Origin of the sequence: Ligilactobacillus ruminis ATCC 27782, assembly GCF_000224985.1 — a bacterium.
Taxonomy (GTDB): domain Bacteria; phylum Bacillota; class Bacilli; order Lactobacillales; family Lactobacillaceae; genus Ligilactobacillus; species Ligilactobacillus ruminis.
In genome coordinates this window covers 1,083,480-1,104,327 of record NC_015975.1, presented here as the reverse complement: position 1 = coordinate 1,104,327, position 20,848 = coordinate 1,083,480, and the positions used below count along the sequence as shown (strand labels likewise).

Annotated in this window: 13 protein-coding genes; 12 read left to right on the top strand and 1 reads right to left on the bottom strand. The window is 43.3% G+C overall.

The genetic code is table 11. From position 1 onward, the window contains the following. Nucleotides 1-2 precede the first annotated feature (2 nt). The 11 genes from LRC_RS05530 (at nucleotide 3) to LRC_RS05480 (ending at nucleotide 17,039) form a co-directional block, all read left to right on the top strand. Nucleotides 3-1,016 carry a hypothetical protein gene (locus LRC_RS05530; protein WP_225354865.1) on the top strand — a complete coding sequence of 338 codons (1,014 nt, stop codon included), beginning with the start codon at nucleotides 3-5 and terminating at the stop codon, nucleotides 1,014-1,016. Then, nucleotides 1,016-1,480, top strand: a complete 465-nt coding sequence (locus tag LRC_RS05525) for a hypothetical protein (RefSeq protein WP_014073517.1) — start codon at nucleotides 1,016-1,018, stop codon at nucleotides 1,478-1,480. The genes LRC_RS05530 and LRC_RS05525 overlap by 1 nt, the downstream gene beginning before the upstream one ends. 165 nt (nucleotides 1,481-1,645) lie before the next feature. Beyond that, nucleotides 1,646-3,475, top strand: a complete 1,830-nt coding sequence (gene lepA, locus LRC_RS05520; protein ID WP_014073516.1) for a translation elongation factor 4 — start codon at nucleotides 1,646-1,648, stop codon at nucleotides 3,473-3,475. Between the two features lie 12 nt (nucleotides 3,476-3,487). Then, nucleotides 3,488-4,186: a tRNA (adenine(22)-N(1))-methyltransferase gene (locus LRC_RS05515; protein WP_014073515.1), complete on the top strand. Its 699-nt coding sequence runs from the start codon at nucleotides 3,488-3,490 to the stop codon at nucleotides 4,184-4,186. After that, nucleotides 4,179-5,294, top strand: a complete 1,116-nt coding sequence (locus tag LRC_RS05510; protein WP_014073514.1) for a Nif3-like dinuclear metal center hexameric protein — start codon at nucleotides 4,179-4,181, stop codon at nucleotides 5,292-5,294. Before LRC_RS05515 ends, LRC_RS05510 begins: the two co-directional genes overlap by 8 nt. A gap of 30 nt (nucleotides 5,295-5,324) precedes the next feature. Next, the gene (gene pepT / locus LRC_RS05505) at nucleotides 5,325-6,563 is read left to right on the top strand and encodes a peptidase T (RefSeq protein ID WP_003693831.1); all 1,239 of its coding nucleotides are present in this window, start codon (nucleotides 5,325-5,327) and stop codon (nucleotides 6,561-6,563) included. A gap of 38 nt (nucleotides 6,564-6,601) precedes the next feature. After that, a complete protein-coding gene (locus LRC_RS05500) occupies nucleotides 6,602-10,117 on the top strand; it encodes a DEAD/DEAH box helicase (protein ID WP_014073513.1) in 3,516 nt (1,171 codons plus the stop codon). A 685-nt stretch (nucleotides 10,118-10,802) separates the two neighbouring features. Then, nucleotides 10,803-12,443 (top strand): peptide ABC transporter substrate-binding protein, encoded by a 1,641-nt coding sequence (locus tag LRC_RS05495; RefSeq protein WP_014073512.1) that lies wholly within the window; start codon nucleotides 10,803-10,805, stop codon nucleotides 12,441-12,443. Nucleotides 12,444-12,884: 441 nt separating this feature from the next. Beyond that, on the top strand, nucleotides 12,885-15,491 hold the full coding sequence (clpB, locus tag LRC_RS05490; RefSeq protein ID WP_014073510.1) for an ATP-dependent chaperone ClpB: 2,607 nt from the start codon (nucleotides 12,885-12,887) through the stop codon (nucleotides 15,489-15,491). A gap of 115 nt (nucleotides 15,492-15,606) precedes the next feature. Further along, entirely contained in the window at nucleotides 15,607-16,140 is a 534-nt protein-coding gene (locus tag LRC_RS05485) for a helix-turn-helix domain-containing protein (RefSeq protein ID WP_014073509.1), read from the top strand. Beyond that, nucleotides 16,137-17,039: an IS3 family transposase gene (locus LRC_RS05480; protein ID WP_014073339.1), complete on the top strand. Its 903-nt coding sequence runs from the start codon at nucleotides 16,137-16,139 to the stop codon at nucleotides 17,037-17,039. The genes LRC_RS05485 and LRC_RS05480 overlap by 4 nt, the downstream gene beginning before the upstream one ends. A 56-nt stretch (nucleotides 17,040-17,095) precedes the next feature. On the opposite strand, the gene LRC_RS05475 is transcribed toward LRC_RS05480, so the two are convergent. Then, complete coding sequence (locus LRC_RS05475) at nucleotides 17,096-17,278, bottom strand: YjzD family protein (protein ID WP_014073507.1); 183 nt, start codon at nucleotides 17,276-17,278, stop codon at nucleotides 17,096-17,098. A 163-nt stretch (nucleotides 17,279-17,441) separates the two neighbouring features. Here LRC_RS05475 and LRC_RS05470 point away from each other — a divergent pair, with 163 nt between their 5' ends. After that, nucleotides 17,442-20,804 (top strand): DNA polymerase III subunit alpha, encoded by a 3,363-nt coding sequence (locus LRC_RS05470; protein ID WP_014073506.1) that lies wholly within the window; start codon nucleotides 17,442-17,444, stop codon nucleotides 20,802-20,804. Nucleotides 20,805-20,848 lie beyond the last annotated feature (44 nt).

The following is a 20,848-nucleotide window of genomic DNA, read 5'->3' as shown; positions in this document are numbered from 1 at the left end:
TGATGAGTGAATATGAAAATCCTACAATAACGTTTTATCCGCATGAGTCTGAATTTGACGTAAATCCTGAAGAACAAAAGCCTGCGCTTTCGACCAATGAGCGTTTGATGAATTATAACGGCAGATTAAAAGAAAGTCTGAACAACGGAATCCGTTTTACCGAGGTCTTTGATACGCTGATTAATACGACCGATCTGAATGAATTGTTTCAATCAATCAAAACGCTTGCTTCATATCAGCTTGATGATGATTATCTGGTTTATCCGATTCAGTACAGTCGTGCCGACTTTTACTTGATTTTCATCAATCGTTTGCTCAGTTTGAACGATAAAGAAACGGTTATTTTGATGTCGAGCGAAAAAGACAGAGCCTTGTATCATGAATTTCCGGGAATCAATGCTTGCGGCAGATTTAAATTCAAAGTTGATTCTGCAGATGAACAGCGAGCATTCTACATTGACGAACGGACGGGCCTGAGCTTGTTTTATATCGATTTTTCAGACAAGGTTCTGTATTTCAACAGTCGCGATATTGTGGAGCTGCTTATTGCAAATGATGCAGAAAACGACAAGGAAGATTTGATTCGTTTTGAAAAGTATCTCGTTTCGATCGGAGAATGCGTCGAACAAGCTTACGGATACGAAGTTGATTTCAATCTGCTAAATGCAAGAAGGAATGCCGTTTATCCGATTGTTTCCGAAACGGAGCCTGAAGTTGCATTGGATCGCCTGTTTATCATGGGTTCAGAAGCAGGATGCATGCTTAAATCCGGCATGAACGGCGAAGCAATCATGAATTTGTCAGACAGCGTCGTCTTGACTTTGTTTGATGAAAATCTTGCCGGCGGAAATTCTCCGAAATGGGTCATTACCGTCAAAGATGATGAAGACAAGATTTCTTTCTTTGATTTACTGGTCAGATATGATTTCTTTAAGGACTGGTATCTTGAAAATCTCCAAAGCGTTGAAATCAGACGCGCAAGATGTTTTTGGAAAGAAGACGATGGTGAAGCATGATGGATTTTGCAAAAATGGCTAAAGATGCGCTTCACGTTTACCCAAGAAGGGTTTTGCCCGTAGCAAGATACAGCGACCAGGAAAGAATAAACGGGTTATATGCGGATTTGACCTGCAGTTGGTGTGATTTGATAGAAGCGTCAGGAAAAGCCGATGATGAAGAAACAGTTTATGATGCGTTTTCTTCCGTTATGCTAGGTTTTTTCATGATTTCAAACGAACAGAAGACGACATATAAGCTGTTGATGACAAAAGAGGAACTGGACAGCATGAAAGACAAATGGAAGAGCGCATCGTTTAATGCGGTTTGTCTGATTATGCAGCAGCAGCTTTTAAAAAGCCATTTTGAGCATAAAATTGATGCTTTTGTTCGTGCTTGGCATATTGCTTTGAAATTCGGGTTGACCGATCTGGGTTTGGATGAGGCAGTAATTGTCAAACACTATGACAATTTAATCAGGTAAGATGAGCCTTGCTGATTGAAAAATCGGCAAGGCTTTTGAGGTTCGGATGTAAAAAGCGATTCAATCTTTTTGGAATAAACCAAATCTACGGCTTTCTTGCTATGATTACCGCCCTATATTATAATTAAACGTTAGAGACTATTTTAAGAAAGTAGGAAGAACTGAATGGATTTTGAACAAATGAAGGAGCGCCAAAAACACATTCGGAATTTTTCGATTGTGGCACACATCGATCACGGCAAGTCGACGTTGGCGGACCGCATCCTTGAATTGACGGATACGGTTTCAAAGCGTGAGATGAAAGATCAGCTGCTCGATTCGATGGATTTGGAACGTGAGCGCGGGATTACGATTAAATTAAATGCAGTTGAATTGCATTACAAAGCCAAAAATGGCGAAACGTATATTTTTCATTTGATCGATACGCCTGGACATGTCGATTTCTCATATGAAGTTTCAAGATCCCTTGCTGCTTGCGAAGGAGCAGTTCTTGTTGTTGATGCCGCCCAAGGAGTTGAAGCACAGACGTTAGCCAACGTTTATCTTGCACTGGATGACGATTTGGAAATCGTGCCCGTAATCAACAAAATCGATTTGCCGTCTGCCGAACCGGAAAAAGTTCGCCAAGAAATCGAGGACGTGATTGGTCTCGATGCATCAGAAGCGGTTCTTGCTTCTGCAAAGGCGGGAATCGGAATCGAAGAGATGCTCGAACAGATCGTGTCAAAGGTTCCGGCACCGAACGGCGATTTGAAAGCGCCTTTGAAGGCCTTGATTTTCGATTCCGTCTATGATGACTATCGTGGAGTTGTTTTGAGCATTCGCGTAGTTGAAGGCACCGTCAAACCAGGTGATCGCATCAGACTAATGAACAGCGGCGCAGAGTATGAGGTTGTAGAAGTCGGGGTCAATTCCCCAAAACCTTTGAAACGCGATTATTTGATGGCAGGTGACGTCGGCTATCTTACGGCCAGCATCAAGGATATTCAGGATACGCGCGTCGGTGATACGGTGACGAATGCCGATAACCCGACCGATAAGCCTTTGTCAGGATATCGTGAAATGAATCCGATGGTTTATTCAGGCCTTTATCCGACCGACAATGCCAAGTATAACGATTTGCGAGAAGCACTGGAGAAGCTCAAACTAAATGATGCAGCGCTTGAATTCGAACCGGAAACATCTCAAGCTCTGGGATTTGGATTCAGGTGTGGTTTCTTGGGACTGCTGCACATGGATGTCATTCAGGAGCGTTTGGAACGCGAATTTGGCATGGATCTGATTACGACGGCACCCTCCGTCACCTATGACGTTGAATTGACGGACGGAAGTCATATCAGCGTCACGAACCCTTCCGAAATGCCGGAAGCGCCTAAGATAAGACAAATCAACGAGCCCTTCGTCAAAGCTGAAGTCATGGTTCCAAACGAATACGTCGGAGCCGTAATGGAGCTTTGTCAACGTAAGCGCGGCAATTTCAAGACCATGGAATATTTGGACGATTATCGCGTCAACGTGATTTATGAAATGCCGCTTTCAGAAATTATTTTTGATTTCTTTGACAAATTAAAATCCAGCACTCGCGGCTACGCATCGCTTGATTATGAGCTTGACGGAACACGACCGAGCGATCTGGTCAAAATCGACATCTTGCTCAACGGTCACAAAGTCGACGCATTGAGTTTCATTTCGCACAGAGAATTTGCGCCGCAGCGCGCCAGAGTAATTACCGACAAGCTTAAGACGATTATTCCGCGTCAAAACTTTGAAATTCCGATTCAGGCTGCAATCGGAGCCAAAATCATTGCCAGAACAAACATCAAAGCCTACCGCAAGGACGTTACAGCAAGGATTCATACCGGTGACCCCGACAGACGCGCCAAGCTGCTCGATAAGCAAAAGCGCGGCAAGAAACGCATGAAAGCCGTCGGTCGAGTGGTTGTTCCGCAAGAAGCCTTCATGGCGGTTCTCAAAACTGATGAAGAGGTCAAATAAAGGGGGATAAAATTGGACGCACGTCAATTATCAAAACGCTTGGAAGAAGTCGCCTCTTTTGTGCCTGACGGGGCGCGTTTGGCCGACATCGGCTCAGATCATGCCTATCTGCCGGCCAATCTTGCCTTGAACGGAAAAATCGCATTTGCAGTTGCGGGCGAAGTCGTCAAGGGACCTTTTGAAAATGCAGAGCATGAAATCAAAAAAGAAGGTCTTGAAGCAAAAGTCAAAGCACGTTTGGCAAACGGACTGGCAGCAATTGAAGCAAACGATCAGATAGATACCGTTACAATCTGCGGAATGGGCGGACCGCTCATCTGCGAGATTCTTGAAAGCGGCAAAGAAAAGCTTTCAAATCATCCATTGCTGATTTTGCAGCCGAATGTCGGCGAAGAAAACGTCAGAGTTTTTTTGCAAAAAAACGGATATTGGATTGAAGACGAACGAATTCTTGAAGAAGACGGGCATACGTATGAAATCATCGTTGGCAGATATCATGGCGAAAAACAGCCGTTGACGAAAGAAGAGCTCATGTTTGGTCCGTTTTTGATGAGGAATCAAAGCCCTGTATTTGTCAGAAAATGGCAAAAAGAGATTGAAAAGACCAACAGGGTTTTGAGTCAGCTGCAAAAAGCAAATCAGGTTCCTGTTGAAAAGAAGCGGGAACTTGAAACAGAAATCAAACGAATCGAAGGTGTCATCAATGGTTAAAGTCAAAGAAATCATCAACCGCTTTTACCGCTTTGCGCCGCGGTTTATTGCCGAGCCGAACGATCCTGTCGGATTACAGCTCGGAGACATGGAACATGAGGTCAAAAAGATGATGCTGACGCTTGACGTCAGACCGGATGTCGTCAAAGAAGCAATAGAAAATGACGTCGACTTCATTTTTGCACACCATCCGGCAATGTTTGTGCCCGTTCATCAAATCGACTTGAGCAATCCGCAGCAGAAGATGTATGCTGATATCTTAAAACATGGGATTACCGTTTTTGGAGCGCATACGCTGCTTGACAATGCCAATGGCGGGACAAGTGACTGGCTTGCCGAAGACTTAGGTCTGAAAGATTGCGAAATTTTGCTTTCGGAAAAGCAAGAGACTTGGTATAAGCTGGCTGTTTTCGTACCTGAAAACGATGCTGAAAAACTGAGGAACGCTTTAGGTGCAGCTGGTGCCGGCAAGCTGGGCAACTATTCTCATTGCTCGTATTCGCTCAAGGGAACTGGACGTTTTTTGCCTGAGGATGCCGCAAATCCTTATATCGGCACTCCCGGCAAAGCAGAAGAGGTTGCAGAACAAAAAGTTGAAGTCGTTTTTCCGGCTCATCTGAAAGAAAAAGTCTTGGATGCGATGCGAAAAAATCATCCGTATGAAGAAATCGCCTTCGACCTTTACCGTGTTGAAGGATTAGGCGAGAAGTACGGGATGGGGCGAATCGGCAATTTGAGACATCCGATGACCGTCAAGGAATACGCTGAATTTGCCAAAAAAGCACTAAACGTCGAAGGCGTGCGTCTGATTGCCAAAGATCAAAACAAGCTGGTCAAGAAGGTCGCCGTTTTAGGCGGATCAGGTTCCAAATTTTATGGCGATGCGCTAAAAAAAGGTGCTGACGTCTATGTTACGGGCGACGTGACGTATCATACGGCGCACGATATTTACGAATCGGGGCTGGCCGTGATCGATCCGGGACATTATTTCGAATCCGTTTGCAAATATCGTTTGACGGACATTTTCAAAAATTGGACAAAAGAGGAAAATTGGCCGATTGAAGTCATGACGTCAAGAATTAATACGAATCCGTTTAAATTGATTTAAAAAAATTTATGCATAGAAAGGGTTTTTTAAATGACAAAATATGAAACGCTTGTACCACGCTTTATCAAATACGTAAAAAAGGAAACTCGTTCCGATGAAAATTCGACAACGGTGCCTTCAACGGCAACGCAGGTCGAATTTGCCAAGGAAATTGCCGAAGAGCTCAAAAATTTGGGTATGTCAAATGTTCGAATCTCGCCTGAAAGCGGCTATGTTTTTGCAACGCTTGAAAGCAATCTGGACAAGGACGTCAAAAAAGTCGGCTTTATCGCGCACATGGATACGGCCGATTTCAACGCGACAAACGTCAATCCGCAGATCGTTGAAAATTATGACGGCAAAAGCGACATCAAGCTTGATCATGACGGCAAATACGTTTTGACGACTTCCGAATTTCCGAATCTTAAAAATTACAAGGGGCACAATCTGATTACGACGGACGGCACGACGCTTTTAGGTGCCGACGACAAGGCCGGCGTGGCCGAAATCGTAACGGCAATCGAATACCTGACGAATCATCCTGAAATCAAGCACGGCGAAATCGAAGTCGGAATCGGACCTGATGAAGAAATCGGGACCGGCGCCGACCGTTTTGACGTCAAGGATTTTGGAGCGGATATCGCATATACGGTTGACGGCGGACCTTTGGGAGAATTGGAATATGAAACGTTTAACGCTGCTGCAGCCAAGATGACGTTCATCGGCAAGGACGTTCACCCCGCAACGGCCAAGGGCGTGATGGTCAATGCCATTCAGCTTGCGATGGATTTTCATGCAGCGCTTCCTAAAGACGAGGTTCCTGAAAAAACGGAAGGAAGAGAGGGCTTCTATCACGTTTTGTCGATTGACGGAACCGTTGATGAAGCACACAGCCAGTATATCGTGCGCGACCATGATCGTGAAAAATTTGAAGAAAGAAAGCAAGTGATGAAAGATATCGTCGAGAAGATGAACGCAGATCTTGGCGAAGAACGCGTCGTCATGAACATGTTTGACCAGTATTACAACATGCGCGAAGTAATCGAAAAGGATATGACGGTCGTTGATCTTGCCAAAAAAGCCATGGAAAATCTTGACATCGCACCGGTCATCTATCCTGTTCGAGGAGGCACCGACGGATCAAAGATTTCATTTATGGGCCTGCCGACGCCGAACCTTTTTGCCGGTGGCGAAAACATGCATGCGCGTTACGAATACGTTTCAGAACAGGTTATGGAAAAAGCTGCGGACGTCTTGCTTGAAATCGTGAAGCTGGTTGCGGAAGATTAATCGTTTGTAAAATTCAGTGTCGCAATTCGAGGTGGAAAATGAATGAATGGAAGAACAGGTTTTCTTCGCTGACGATTCAGATGGCTGGCAGTATTTTGCGCACAATGAAAGAGATTCCGCTTGTCAGCGTTGACGACAGAAACATATTTTTTACGGTGGTTTTCAGTCAAAATATCAAGACAACCGTCACGCTGACGGAAGAAAGAAACGACATCGAACAATCGACTTGCCAGTGCGGTCGCAGGAATTGCATTCACCTGGCGATGCTGATGACTATTCTTGAGCATAAAAAATTGCTTGGAGAGGACAATTCTTCTGAAAGCAGGAATTTCGATAAAAGCACGTTTAAATGGCTGAGAGATTGGGATGAAGAAACTTATTACTACAATCTTCCCAAGCTCTTTTCCGACCTTCCGTTCAGCGAATATGATTGGAACCAAGCCCTTAAAAAGCGTGATGAAAATGCTGCTTGGTGTCATTTTGAAATCAAAAACGGCTGTTTTTGCATGACCATGGACAAAGGTTGGGGAATCACTGAAATTCGTTTCAACCGAGAAAAGATCGTCAGTTACGATTGTTATAGCAATCCTGGCGATTGGTGCAAACATTTGACTGAGTGCTGCGTAATGGTTGCAAAGGATGTTTTGGAAAACAACGTCAATCCCGAAGAAGAAACGTTTGGCAAAGATTTCGTCTGCATGGATCTTGGAGGAGAAAAAAAGACGCCGACGCTGAAATTGTATCCGGAAATCTCCAAAAAATATACCAATGATTACGATGAATTGTCATTCAGGGTCGGAAGAATCGATGAGAAAAAAAGTTTTGTCGTTAAGGACATCAAAGATTTTTATGAAAAGCTTGTCGCTGAAGATGAGTATCAGATTACGCCTAACAAATCGATTTTTTTTGATGAAGAAAGCTTGAACGAGCAGGATGAAGAACTGATCAGGTTCGCATACAACGAAAAAATCGAAGAGGATTACGGGCGCGGCTATTCCAGGATTGAATCAAAGGCGCTTGCGATGTCGCCTCCAAGATATGATGGCTTGTTCGACAGGACAAAAACGGTAAAAATCGATAAAAACGTCTATTTTAAAAAAGATGACGAATTTGATTTTTTGTTTGAATGCAAAAGAGATGACAAAAGAAACGGCTATCACTTTCTTTACTCATTTCCGTCGAAGATGATTGAAGGGTCAGAGCGAATCTATTATTTTAATCGCAACGATTTTTCCATGTGCGGAAGCAGCGTTACCGATACAAAGAGAAGACTTATCAGAAAACTTGAAAAATATTGCGCATATCCCGGAGAAAGACAGGACATCTTTATCAGTGATGCAAACAAGCATGAATTGAGCGATCTGATCGGAAAAATCGAAAAATTGGGAATGAAAGTCGAAGGAAAGCCTGAACTTTCAAAAGATGAGGCAAAGAAACCAGAAGTTTCCTATTATTTCGATGCTGATAAGGAAAATTTCTTCTGCAAGGTCGAATGCACGTACGGTGGTGAGCACTATCCGATCGAGCTGAACGATTTCGGAATAATCAAAGGTCAGAAAAATCGAAAGCGCAGCGAATATTTTGAAAAAAAGGCAATCGAACATTTGCGCGGCAAGTTTGTTTTTGATGAAGAAGCTTTCGTCACGGAACGCGACACGGAAAATACTGAGATGATTTTTGAAAGATTGCTTCCAAAACTGAAAAAAACAGGCAGTGTCATGGGAACGAGGGCCTTTCAAAATGCTCGCATTTACCGCCAGCCTAAATTTAGCGTCGGTTTGTCGTTTAACAACGATTTGCTGAACATTGAAGTGACCAGCTCTGATTTTTCGCCGGAAGAACTGTCCGAAATTTTAGGCAGCTATACGCCCCAAAAGAAATTCTATGTTCTTAAAACGGGGAAGAGGCTCAAATTTGACGATGAAGACAAAACGTTTGAAGAATTATTTAAAACGATGAAAATGATCGGTGCAACGCCCGAAGAATTTGTTAAAGGCAAGCTTGATCTGCCGCTTTATCGTGCCTTTTATTTGGAATCAGTGCTTCAGGAAAAAGAAAGATTGACCGTTTCTTCCGATGAGCGAATCAAAAGCTTTGTAGAGAGTTTTGAAAGCTTTACGGAAGAACAACTGCCTCTTCCCTCGGGATTGAACGCCAAACTGCGTCCTTATCAAGAAGAGGGCTATCGGTGGATGGCTTCGCTTGCGAACGGAAATTTCGGCGGAATCCTGGCCGATGAAATGGGGCTTGGCAAGACTTTGCAGACAATCACTCTTTTGTTGGCCGCCAAAGACGACAAAATCAGTCAGGTCGGTTCCGGTCAGGCTTTAATCGTGACACCGGCTGCTTTGCTCTACAACTGGCAAAACGAGCTTGAAAACTTTGCGCCGACGCTCAAGACATTGGTGATCAATGGCACTAAAAAACAGCGTCACGATCTGCTTGCAGACGTTGCCGACTATGATATCGTTTTGACCACTTATGATCAGCTCAAGCGCGACTTTGAAGATTATCTTGAGCTTGAATTTGAATACGAAATCATTGATGAAGCTCAAAACATCAAAAACAGCACGACGCAGGCTTCGAAAGCAGTCAAAACGATTGATGCCAAAACGCGCTTTGCTTTGACGGGAACTCCGATCGAAAATCGTTTGAGCGAGCTTTGGAGCATTTTTGATTACGTCATGCCGGGATATTTGTTCAGCTATAATGAATTCAGAGAACAGTTTGAACGTCCGATCATGATCGATGAAGAAAAAGGCATGCAGAAGGCTTTGATCAAGATGATTGTGCCGTTTGTGCTGCGCCGAAAAAAAAGCCAGGTTCTAAAAGACTTGCCAGAGAAGATTGAACGGCCATATTATGCTGAAATGTCTAAAAAACAGGCCGGCTTGTATCAGGCAATGGTTAATGAATTGAGAACGGAGCTCAGTCAAAAAAGTGCTGATGAATTCAAGCAGTCAAAGATTGAGATTTTGGCGAAACTGACCAAAATTCGACAGATTTGTTGCGACCCAAGTCTGGTCTATTCTGATTATGACGGAGAATCGGGCAAAACGGACACCTGCATGGAGCTGATCGAATCGGCTCTTTCCGGGGGACACAGAATTATTGTTTTCTCGCAATTTGTTTCGATGCTTTCGATTCTTGAAAAGAAACTCAAACAAAGAAAGATTGAGTTCTATAAGATTGTCGGTGAAACACCTAAGGAAGAGCGATTCAAGATGGTCGAGGAGTTTAACCAAAACGACGTGCCGATTTTTTTGATTTCGCTGAAAGCAGGAGGAACGGGACTAAATCTTGTCGGGGCCGACGTCATCATTCACTATGACCCGTGGTGGAATGAGGCGGCGCAAAATCAGGCTACGGACAGGGCGCATCGAATTGGTCAGACAAAAAACGTCTTGGTTTATAAGCTGATCGTCAAAGATACGATTGAAGAAAAAATTCTTAAAATGCAAGAGCAAAAATCAAAGCTTGCAGATGACATCTTGTCCGGCAAGGGCATGCAGAGCGGGATTATTGATAAAGATGATCTGATGAATCTGTTGTGAAACTAAAAAAGGCTTTGAAAAAACTCTGTCTCAAATTGAAAAACCGGATGATTTGCAATTAATTGCAAATCTTATCCGGTTTTTTTGCGTATGTATGACAATCGCCTTCCAAGACGGAAATAGCTGAAAAGCGACTGTCGGCAAATTTGAATGCGATTTAGCGTGCTGATTTAGCGAGCACTGCATTTGGCAAAATCACTGCCGGTCACGGACACATTGAGTAAAATGCAGGATTTGGCCGTAAAATTTGAATGAAATTTTGAATAAACTGGTTGATCAGCACCGTTTTAAAAACGATAGCGCGTGAAAAATTGAAGAAAATCCGGACAAAGTCAGTCGCTTATCGATCGTCTTAGTTCGGCTTTTCGTTTAATTCAAGAAAGAAAAGAGACTTTTTTCCCAGCCTCTTTTGGTTACAAGCAAACGGCAATGGCCTAAGCAATTTTATTGACAAAAATTAAGCGTCAAATTATGATATAGATAACAAATTTCAATGGAAGGAAAGAATACGATGATAAAACGTTCAACGTGCAGAAATTGTTATTTAAATAAAGGCGGAATCATTTGTCAGATAAAGGTCTGTTGCAGAAATCATCCTGCAGAAGAAACTTTTAAATGACCCGTGTTTCCGTTTTGCATTGCGGAAAGCACGGGTCTTTTTTTAATCATATAAGGGGTTTTTACTATGAATGATAAGAAAAAAAAACTATTTGCGGCATCAATAATGCTATTGATCGGGGCGGGACTTGCCGGATGTGCAAAATCAAGCGATGATGCGAGTCAAAAGCAGGTTTTGAAGCTTTCTGCAAGCGCTCCGCTTGATACGATCGATATTTCAAAAGCAACCGGATACGGACAAACAGGCAATATCTTTGAAAGTTTTTACCGTTTGGGAAAGGACGGGAAAGCAACTCCGGGATTGGCGAAATCCGGCAAAGTTTCAAAGGACGGACTGACATGGACTTTTAAACTCAGGAATGCCAAATGGAGCAATGGTGACAAGATTACGGCTGACGATTTCGTCTATTCTTGGAGGAGGTCGATCGATCCGAAAACCGAATCTCCGTACGCATATTTGTTTTCAGGCGTCAAAAATGCTGATGAAATTGCGGCCGGAAAGTTGAGCACCGACAAGCTCGGCATCAAAGCGCTTGACAAAAATACCGTTCAGGTTGAGCTTGACAAGCCGATTGCCTATTTCAAAGTTCTGCTCGCTTATCCGCTTTTTGGACCGCAAAATCAAAAGTTCATTGAAAAATACGGCAAAAAATATGCAACGCGTTCAAAATATATGGTATATTCCGGTCCCTTCAAAATGACGGACTGGAACGGAACTTCCGACAAGTGGAATTTTGTCAAAAATGATCAATATTGGGACAGGGGTTCGGTCAAACTCAAAAAGATAACCTATAAGGTCGTCGGAAACACAAATACGGGCTATCAGCTTTATTCGCAAGATAAGTTAGATATGACGCCGCTTTCGAACCAGCAAGTCAAAAGTTTGAAGAATAATCCGGAATTTAAGCAATATCCTTATTCATACGTTTCATATCTTTCATATAACTTTCAAGCCAAAGATCCAACGGTCAAAAAGGCGCTTAATAACAGGAACGTTCGTTTGGGACTCTCGCTTGCGCTTGATCGAAAAGTTTTGATCAATAAAGTTTTCGGCGATGGTTCCAGCCTTCCGACGGGGTTTGTTGCAAGAGATCTGGCGCATGATCCCAAAAACGGGGATGATTTTGCAAAAGAGCAGGCAGTTTCCGGCACCGTAAGCCACAATGAGGAAAAAGCCAGAAAATATTTTGAAAAAGGCATGAAAGAAATCGGTGCAAGCAAGCTGACGATGACGATTTTGGCCGCAAACGACAATGCCAATAGCGGTCCGTTGACTCAGTACCTGCAGTCTCAATATACGAAGGTGCTTCCGGGAATCAAAATCAATTTGGCCTCAATTCCTGGAAAAAGTGCTTTGGACAGAGCCCAAAGAGGCGATTATGATATTTACGTTTCTGGTTGGGGCGGAGACTTCAATGATCCGATTACGTTCTTGCAGATTCCTCTGACTGGTACTTCATACAATTATGGCAAGTATTCGAATCCGCAATATGATGCTTTGATTAAAAAAGCAGAGGGTGAAGATGCAAATAACGAAGAAAAGCGTTGGCAGGATCTGGTGTCAGCAGCCAGAATTTTCAATGCCGATCAGGGGGTGACGCCAATTTACCAACAGACGACGGCATATATGCAAAAAAAGAGCGTCAAAGGCATCATTCACAATACGGCCGGAACCCAGTGGAATTACAAGTACGCATATATCAAATAAGTTTTTCACGAGGCTTTGAAAAAACTATGCTTCAAATTGAAAAACCGGATGATTTGCAATTAATTGCAAATCTTATCCGGTTTTTTCGTATGCATTACAATTTTCTTTCTATGATGGAAATAAGCCAGAAAGTCTGATTTTATTTTCATGTATCAAAACGTCCCAAATAGGCCATTGTATGTAACCGAGGATTGCCATTTACGGGCAAATCTTAAAAAACGGCATTTTGCCCGTAAGCCATCTTGACGTATTGATTGAGCAGGCGATGCACAGTGCTGCATTTGACAAAAAATTCAGAGCGTTGATACTTCAGCATCTGCGCAATTTTTAAGGAAAGGTTAAAGTTTGACCTTTTTTGACCAATTTGAAACAAAAGTACCCCCATTTTGGATGAAACGTTGTAAAATTGATTTGTAAGAAAATTTGATCGGAGGGCTTTTTATGAGTGAAGAACCAAAATTTACTTCAGCGGTGCAAGACGCGCTTGCCGAGGCACAAAAAATTGCGGTTGCAAGGCATCATCAAGCAATCGAAATTCCGCATCTATTCAAATTTTTAGTTCAACCTGGCGAACTTGCAGCCGATATCTACAAAAAGGCTGGTATTGACATAGTTTCGTTTGAAAAGAAAATGGACGATGAACTTGACAGAATCGCTGTCGTCGAAGGAACGAATGCATATGGTCAAAGTCTTTCGCAGAATATGTACAAATTGATGCAGGATGCGGAGATGATTCGAGCCGAATTTTCGGATGAGTATGTTGCAATCGACACGTTGCTCCTTGCTTTGATGAAACAAAAGTATAATCCGTTGAGCGAATATCTGACCGCTCATGGTGCAGATGAGAAAAAACTGAAGAAAGTCGTTGAAGAAATGCGTGGTGGTGAAAAAGTGACGTCAAAAAATCAAGAAGAACAATACAAGGCGCTTGAAAAATACGGCGTTGACCTTGTCAAAAAGGTTCGTTCCGGCAAACAGGATCCGATTATCGGGCGCGATGAAGAAATTCGCGACGTGATCAGAATCTTGTCGCGCAAAACGAAGAATAATCCTGTTTTGATCGGTGAACCCGGTGTCGGCAAAACCGCCATTGTTGAAGGTCTTGCACAAAGGATCGTGAAAAAAGACGTTCCGGACAACCTGAAAGACAAGACGATTTTTTCGCTTGACATGGGCTCTTTGATTGCAGGGGCCAAGTACCGCGGCGAATTTGAAGAACGATTGAAGGCAGTCTTAAAAGAAGTAACCAAAAGCGAAGGTCGAATCATCTTGTTCATCGATGAGATTCACAACATCGTTGGTGCCGGAAAAACTGAAGGAAGCATGGATGCCGGCAACCTGCTGAAACCGATGCTTGCGCGAGGAGAACTGCATTTGATCGGAGCAACCACGCTTGACGAATACCGTGAGTACATGGAAAAAGACAAGGCTTTGGAAAGACGTTTCCAAAAAGTTCTGGTTAAAGAACCGGACGTTGAAGACACGATCACGATTTTGCGCGGGTTGAAGGAACGCTATGAGATTCACCATGGCGTAAGGATTCACGACAATGCCCTCGTGGCTGCGGCTACTCTTTCAAATCGTTACGTTACCGACCGTTTTCTTCCTGACAAGGCAATTGATCTGATCGATGAGGCATGCGCCGAAATCAGAGTCGAAATGAACTCGATGCCGACTGAACTTGATCAGGTCACGCGTCAGCTGATGAGACAAGAAGTCGAAGAAGCCGCTTTGAAAAAAGAAAACGATCCGGCTTCAAAGAAACGTTTGGCTGAACTTCAAGAAGATCTCGCTGAATCGCGCGAACGGGCAAACAAGCTCAAAATGCGCTGGGAAAGCGAAAAAGAAGACATTCAAAAAGTTTCTGACAAAAAGCAGGAAATCGACAAGGCCAAGCATGATCTGGAAGAAGCAGAAAACAAGTATGATCTGGAAGAAGCAGCTCGTTTGCAGCATGCGGTCATTCCAAAACTTGAAAGCGAACTGGAAGAACTTGAAAATACGAAACGTCCTGAAGATTGGCTCGTCGAAGAGTCCGTCATGGAAAATGAAATTGCGGAAGTCGTCAGCCGCATGACGGGCATCCCGGTTGCCAAACTTGTTCAGGGAGAAAGGCAAAAGCTTTTGCACTTGGCAGATACTTTGCATGAGCGAGTCATCGGACAAGATGAAGCCGTTGATGCCGTTGCCGATGCGGTGCTTCGTTCAAGAGCAGGACTTCAGGATCCTTCCAAACCGCTCGGCTCGTTCATGTTTCTTGGACCTACGGGCGTTGGCAAGACCGAACTTGCCAAAGCGCTCGCAGAAGATTTGTTTGACTCTGAAAAACACATGGTTCGAATCGACATGTCAGAATATATGGAAAAAGCTTCCGTGTCGCGTTTGGTCGGTGCTGCTCCCGGCTATGTCGGCTATGAGGAAGGCGGACAGTTGACGGAAGCCGTTCGGCGCAATCCTTACACGATCGTTTTGTTTGATGAAATTGAAAAGGCTCATCCGGACGTCTTCAATATTTTGCTGCAAGTTCTTGATGACGGACGCTTGACTGACGGTCAAGGTCGGACGGTTGATTTCAAAAATACGATTCTTATCATGACATCAAATCTTGGGTCCGGAATTTTGCTTGACAACGTTCAAGCAGACGGAAAAGTTTCCGATGAGACCAGACAGTCCGTAATGAAACTTGCACAGACGCATTTCAAGCCTGAATTTTTAAATCGAATCGATGACATCATCATGTTTGCGCCGCTCGGAAAAGAAGCTATTCAAAAGATCGTTCAAAAATTCGTTTCGCAGCTTTCAAAGCGGCTCGAAAGTCAGGAAATTACGCTCAGGATTACCGACAAAGCATGCGATTGGCTGGCTGATAAAGGATATGATCCGGCTTATGGCGCACGTCCTTTGCAACGCTTTATCACGAACAACGTCGAAACGCCGCTTGCAAGAGAAATTATTGCAGGGAAAGTCATGCCGCATTCAGAGGTTTTAATTGACTTGGATGAAAACGGAAAATTGAGTTTTTCCGCTTCTGAGACGGTTGCAGACTGATTCGGAAGTGACGCTAAACCAGCGGGGCTTTTTTTGATTCTAAAAAAGCCGAGGCAATTGTGAAGTGCCCTATAATTGTTAGACAAAGTAGTCTAATGATTGTGGGGTATTTTTTATGGCAAAGTACAGTCCGGAACTGAAAGCGGAAATTATTAGTAAATATAATCAGGGAATGGCAACGAGTATCCAATTAGCTCGAGGATACAACCTCAATTCAAGGGTTGTTCGAAGCTGGATTCAAACATATCGACTTCAAGGTAAAATTCGTCATAGTAGAAATAAGAGAATATTTGACACTGATTTTAAACTGGCTGTGATAGACTATTATCAAACACATGAGGTAACCATAGCTGAAGTTGCTGCCAGGTTTGATCTGCTTCCAGGTCAAGTATCCCATTGGAGGACACTATTTAAAACGGGTGGTATAGAAGCTTTGCGTCCTCATCAAAAGGGAAGGAAGCCAAAACAAATGAAATCACCAAAACACCCGGAAAAGAAACCAACATCATCAGAATTGAGCGAAAATGAGCGGCTGAAGGCTGAAATTATCAAGCTAAAGAAAGAATTGTATGATGCACGTCTGGACGCAGCCATATTAAAAAAAGCGGCGGCCCTGTTCTGGAACTCAAAGCACGACGGAAAACGATGATTCTTGACCAGATCAGGGCCGAACAGTTACAAATGCCTAAAGCTGAACGTTTCAGTCTTAATGACTTACTGTCTAAATTAGAGTTGAAACGGGCAACTTACTATGATGAACGTAAGCGCATCAGTAATAAGTTTGACAAGTATCATGAAGTTAAAAGGCAGATGATGATTATTGCGCAGAAGTATTCCATGAGAAATCGTTTCACTGCCGGTTATCGACGAATTCAAGTTGAATTGGAACGTCTGGGAATTCATCTGGCTGGTGATACCGTTCGGAGGCTAATGCGTGACCTGGACATTCAGGTAACCATCTACAACCGTCATCAAAATCGAAAGTATTCGTCCTATCGAGGTACCGTAGGTCATCTTGCTCCTAACCGATTACATCAGAACTTTTGCGCGACAAAACCCTATCAGGTGTGCCATACAGATGTCAGTCAGGTCCGTCTGGCTAATCAAACCTGGGCTTACCTTTCGGTGATGACTGATGAGGCCAGTAAGGAAGTTCTGGCATGTCAGGTCAGCCTTCACCCGAATTCAGATTTAATTACAAGGACTGTGGATGAATTAATCAGGAATCTTCCTGATCATGCCTGCCCCTTGATTCATTCGGATCAGGGATGGCAGTATCAGTTGCCTTACTATACTCAAAGATTGGCTAACCATCACTTTGTTCAAAGTATGTCTCGTAAGGGACATTGTCTGGATAACGCACCAGTGGAAAGCTTTTTCCACATACTGAAAACTGAGTTGCTGGATGGGCTACCATTATTTGAAGACATTACTGCATTTCAAATGATGGTTCAAGACTATATCCATTTCTTTAATTACGAACGGGTTTCTTTAAAAACAAAAGGCATGACTCCGGTAGAATACCGAAATCATGCCATGACAGCTTAATTGTTTAATTTTGTCTAACTTTTTTATTGCACTTCAAATTGCCCTCGGCTCTTTTATTACTTCTTTTCAGGACTCTTAACGAAAAGCGATAAGAGATTGATTGCAATCAGTCCTCCGATTGCGGGAATGACGGCACTCATTGCGGGATCGAACGCAGTCCCGCTCAAAGCGGAAAGCACGTATCCGATGACTTCACCATAAATAGCGCCCCAGACCAAAATAGTCAGTTGTTTTGCCATTTGAAAACACCTCTCATTCGTTACATATTGTAGCACAAACTTCTTTTCATTTCATAAATAATTTGAGGAATTTGTCGCAAAAAAATGGAAGTATCTTAGAAATTTTAGTATAATGTAAACAAATAGCGTACATGTGTTTTTGTTTTAGAAAGGATGACGCAAAATGTTTGCACCGCTTCAAGTAAAAAGCGCATATAGTCTGTTGCAAAGCCCGCTTAAGATCAGCGATTACGTCGAAGCCGCAAGCAAGATGGGATATGAGGCACTTTGCCTGACCGACGTCGACGTTCTTTATGGCGCGTTTGAATTTTTTGAAGCATGTCGTAAATACGGAATAAAAAAACCGGTAATCGGAATTGAGCTTAATATGCAAGGAGACGGTGAAGAAGAACCGATTTCTTTGCTTTTGCTTGCCAAAAATGCAGCAGGGTATCGAAATTTAGTGAAAATTTCATCAAACAAACTGTCTGAAAACAGCCTTGATCCGCATGACAACCCGCAAACGTGCGATGACATAAAAGATTGTCTTGACGGGGTGGCGGTGATTGTTTCGCCCGAGTCGATCAAGGTTGCAAGCTCGCCGAAGTTTCTTAAAAAGCTGCAGTCAAACGGTGCAAAACTGTATCTGGGCAAAGGACCTCAATTTTCGCGCGAACTTTTGCTTGATGCGTATCGGATCGCAGAAACTTTGAAGATTCCGCAAATCGCCTTGTCAAAAGTCGAATATCTGAAGCCGGATGATTATTTTGGACAAGTGGTTCTCCAGGCGATTGATGCGGATGAAAGAATCAATTTTGATCAGCGTATGTCCGGTTCTGAATATCTGAAGTCACCGAATGAATATCAAATCGATTATAAAAATGCAGGGATGGAAACCGAATTTGGCCAAACTGAGAAACTTCTTTCCGAAATCGACTTTTGGCTGACTCCATCTGAAATCTCGTTGCCGCATTACAAATTTCAAAAGGGCGTTGTAAAAGTTTCATCACATGATTATTTGAAACGGCTGTGCGCTGACGGAATCAAGCGCTGTTTCAGAGAGAATCCTGATAAGATCGACATTTATCAAAAGCGTCTTGATTACGAGCTTAAAGTGATTCATGAGATGGGATTCGAAGACTATTTCTTGATTGTCAGCGGGATTACGCAATATGCGCGCTCAGTCGGTATCATCGTTGGACCCGGACGCGGATCTGCCGCCGGATCGCTGGTATCTTATGTCTTGCGCATTACCGATGTGGATCCGATTAAGTATAATCTTTTATTTGAGCGTTTCTTAAATGAAGAACGTCACGAAATGCCTGATATCGACCTGGATATTCCTGACAATAAGCGTGATCGGATCATCAAGTATGTTTATGATACGTACGGAAGTCGACACATGGCACAAATTATTACGTTTGACACATTTGGTGCCAAGCAGGCCTTGCGCGACGTATGCCGCATATTCGGGCTGACTCAGGCCGAGACTGAGGCTTGGTCAAAGGCGATACCTTTCGGGGATAAAATGACGCTTGAGCGTGCTCGGAGGGAATCTCAGCGAATCAGAAATTTGATCGCGGACAGCAAAAGAAACGAGCGCCTGTTTGAAACTGCGCAAAAGCTTGAAGGGTTGCCCAGACATTTTTCGACGCATGCTGCCGGAATCGTTTTAAGCGATCAAAATCTTGACGAAGTCGTTCCGGTTCAAATCGGAAATGACGGTTATTTGATGACCCAGTTTTCAAAAAAACCGGTTGAAAAAGCAGGTTTGCTCAAAATCGACCTTTTAGGTTTGAAAAATTTGCGAATTTTGAATACGGCAAAGAATCTTGTCAACCAAAATGTAGCATCAAAGCTTGATCTTGAACAAATTCCGCTCGACGACAAAGAAACTTTGGAACTCTTTTATAATGCCAAAACGGAAGGAATTTTTCAATTTGATTCATATGGAATCAGACAGGCCATGCTTAAAATCAGACCTGAGAATTTTGAAGACATCGTTGCTTTGAATGCCTTGTATCGTCCAGGACCGATTCGAAACATTGACGAATTTACGGCAAGACGTCACGGACGAAAAAATGTTTCTTATCCGGCAAAGGTTTTGGAACCAATTTTAAATAGCACTTACGGAATTATCGTCTATCAGGAGCAAGCCATGCAGGTTTCGTCAAAAATGGGTGGTTTCACATTGGGCGAAGCCGATATTCTGCGTCAGGCAATCAGCAAGAAGGAACATGAAACGATTGAAAGAATGCGCGTCAAATTTGTCGCAGGTGCTCAAAAAAAGGGTTTCTCAAAAGAAGACGCATTGCGAGTTTACGATTACATTGAACGATTTGGAGAATACGGCTTCAATCGTTCGCACGCCGTTGCGTATTCGAAGATGGCTTTTCAGATGGCTTACCTTAAGGCACATTACCCGGCAGAATTTTATTGTGCGCTGCTTAGTACCGTAATCGGCAACGTTGAGAAGACTCAAAGCTTTTTGGTGGCTGCCAAGAAGCGCAAAATCAAGATCCTTGCGCCCGACATCAATAAAAGCAGTTATGATTTTCGCATTTCTGACGGTGGCATCATGTTTGGCTTTCTGTCCGTGAAGGGAATCAGATTCGATTTTATTCGACAGATTTTGGCTGAGCGCCATGCTGGCGGATACCGACCTTTTAAAAGTCTGGATGATTTCATGAACAGAATGGTTGATCGTGCTCTTGTCGATAAGCAAGATCATGACGGTGATGCAAAAGAACGCGAAAAAATCGCCAAAAGCTACAGACCGATCGTTGAAACGCTGATTTACGTCGGAGCGTTTGATTCTTTGGGAGCCGATCGAAGTCAACTTTTGAACAGGCTTGACGTTTTGGTGAAGTACGATCAGCTTTCGATGAGTGTTCCCTTGCTTGAATCGCTTTTCGTGCCTAGCAAGAAAAACGTCAAGAAACTGACTCTGGATGAGCGGTTGGAAAAAGAAAAGGAACATCTTGGCGTATACCTGTCAGCGCATCCGCTTGACAAATACAGTGCATTCGCACAAGGAATCGGAGCAAGTTCGCTTGCCAGCCTTGTTCCCGATCAGCAGGCAATCGTTCTTGTTAGAATTAAGGAAATTAAGAAGATCAAGACCAAAAAAGGCGACGAGATGGCGTTTGTTTCATGCATTGATCAGACGGGCGAGATGGAGGCAACTTTTTTCCCTAAACAGTTTCTCAGATATCATAAAGGATTGAAAGGAAATGCCGAGTTGTTGTTTTACGGCAGAGTTCAGGAACGAAACGGTCTTTCTTTCGTGGTTGATCGCGTCGAGCCGATTGAATATATTGCACTGCATTTTCCAAACACGATCACGATCGAAACGAAACGCCAGTTGTTTGCCATTATGAAACGATATTTGGGACCGATACCGGTCATCGTCGAAGATGAAGCAAAACAGACGAAGAAGATGTTGGACAGAAGATTTTGGCTCAAAAAAGATCAAAAGATGCTGGAAGAAATCGGTGAACTGCTGAACCGAGAAAACATCCGGCATGTCAAAGGAAACCCGGGATGATCCCCGGATTTTTTGGTTGGATAACAAAAAACCGAGCCCTAAAA

Excerpts from the sequence above, each read along its gene's own strand:
- LRC_RS05530 (WP_225354865.1), top strand. The coding sequence starts at position 3 with ATGAGTGAATATGAAAATCCTACAATAACGTTTTATCCGCATGAGTCT.
- LRC_RS05525 (WP_014073517.1), top strand. The coding sequence starts at position 1,016 with ATGGATTTTGCAAAAATGGCTAAAGATGCGCTTCACGTTTACCCAAGA.
- lepA (WP_014073516.1), top strand. The coding sequence starts at position 1,646 with ATGGATTTTGAACAAATGAAGGAGCGCCAAAAACACATTCGGAATTTT.
- LRC_RS05510 (WP_014073514.1), top strand. The coding sequence starts at position 4,179 with ATGGTTAAAGTCAAAGAAATCATCAACCGCTTTTACCGCTTTGCGCCG.
- pepT (WP_003693831.1), top strand. The coding sequence starts at position 5,325 with ATGACAAAATATGAAACGCTTGTACCACGCTTTATCAAATACGTAAAA.
- LRC_RS05500 (WP_014073513.1), top strand. The coding sequence starts at position 6,602 with ATGAATGAATGGAAGAACAGGTTTTCTTCGCTGACGATTCAGATGGCT.
- LRC_RS05495 (WP_014073512.1), top strand. The coding sequence starts at position 10,803 with ATGAATGATAAGAAAAAAAAACTATTTGCGGCATCAATAATGCTATTG.
- clpB (WP_014073510.1), top strand. The coding sequence starts at position 12,885 with ATGAGTGAAGAACCAAAATTTACTTCAGCGGTGCAAGACGCGCTTGCC.
- LRC_RS05485 (WP_014073509.1), top strand. The coding sequence starts at position 15,607 with ATGGCAAAGTACAGTCCGGAACTGAAAGCGGAAATTATTAGTAAATAT.
- LRC_RS05480 (WP_014073339.1), top strand. The coding sequence starts at position 16,137 with ATGATTCTTGACCAGATCAGGGCCGAACAGTTACAAATGCCTAAAGCT.
- LRC_RS05475 (WP_014073507.1), bottom strand. The coding sequence starts at position 17,278 with ATGGCAAAACAACTGACTATTTTGGTCTGGGGCGCTATTTATGGTGAA.
- LRC_RS05470 (WP_014073506.1), top strand. The coding sequence starts at position 17,442 with ATGTTTGCACCGCTTCAAGTAAAAAGCGCATATAGTCTGTTGCAAAGC.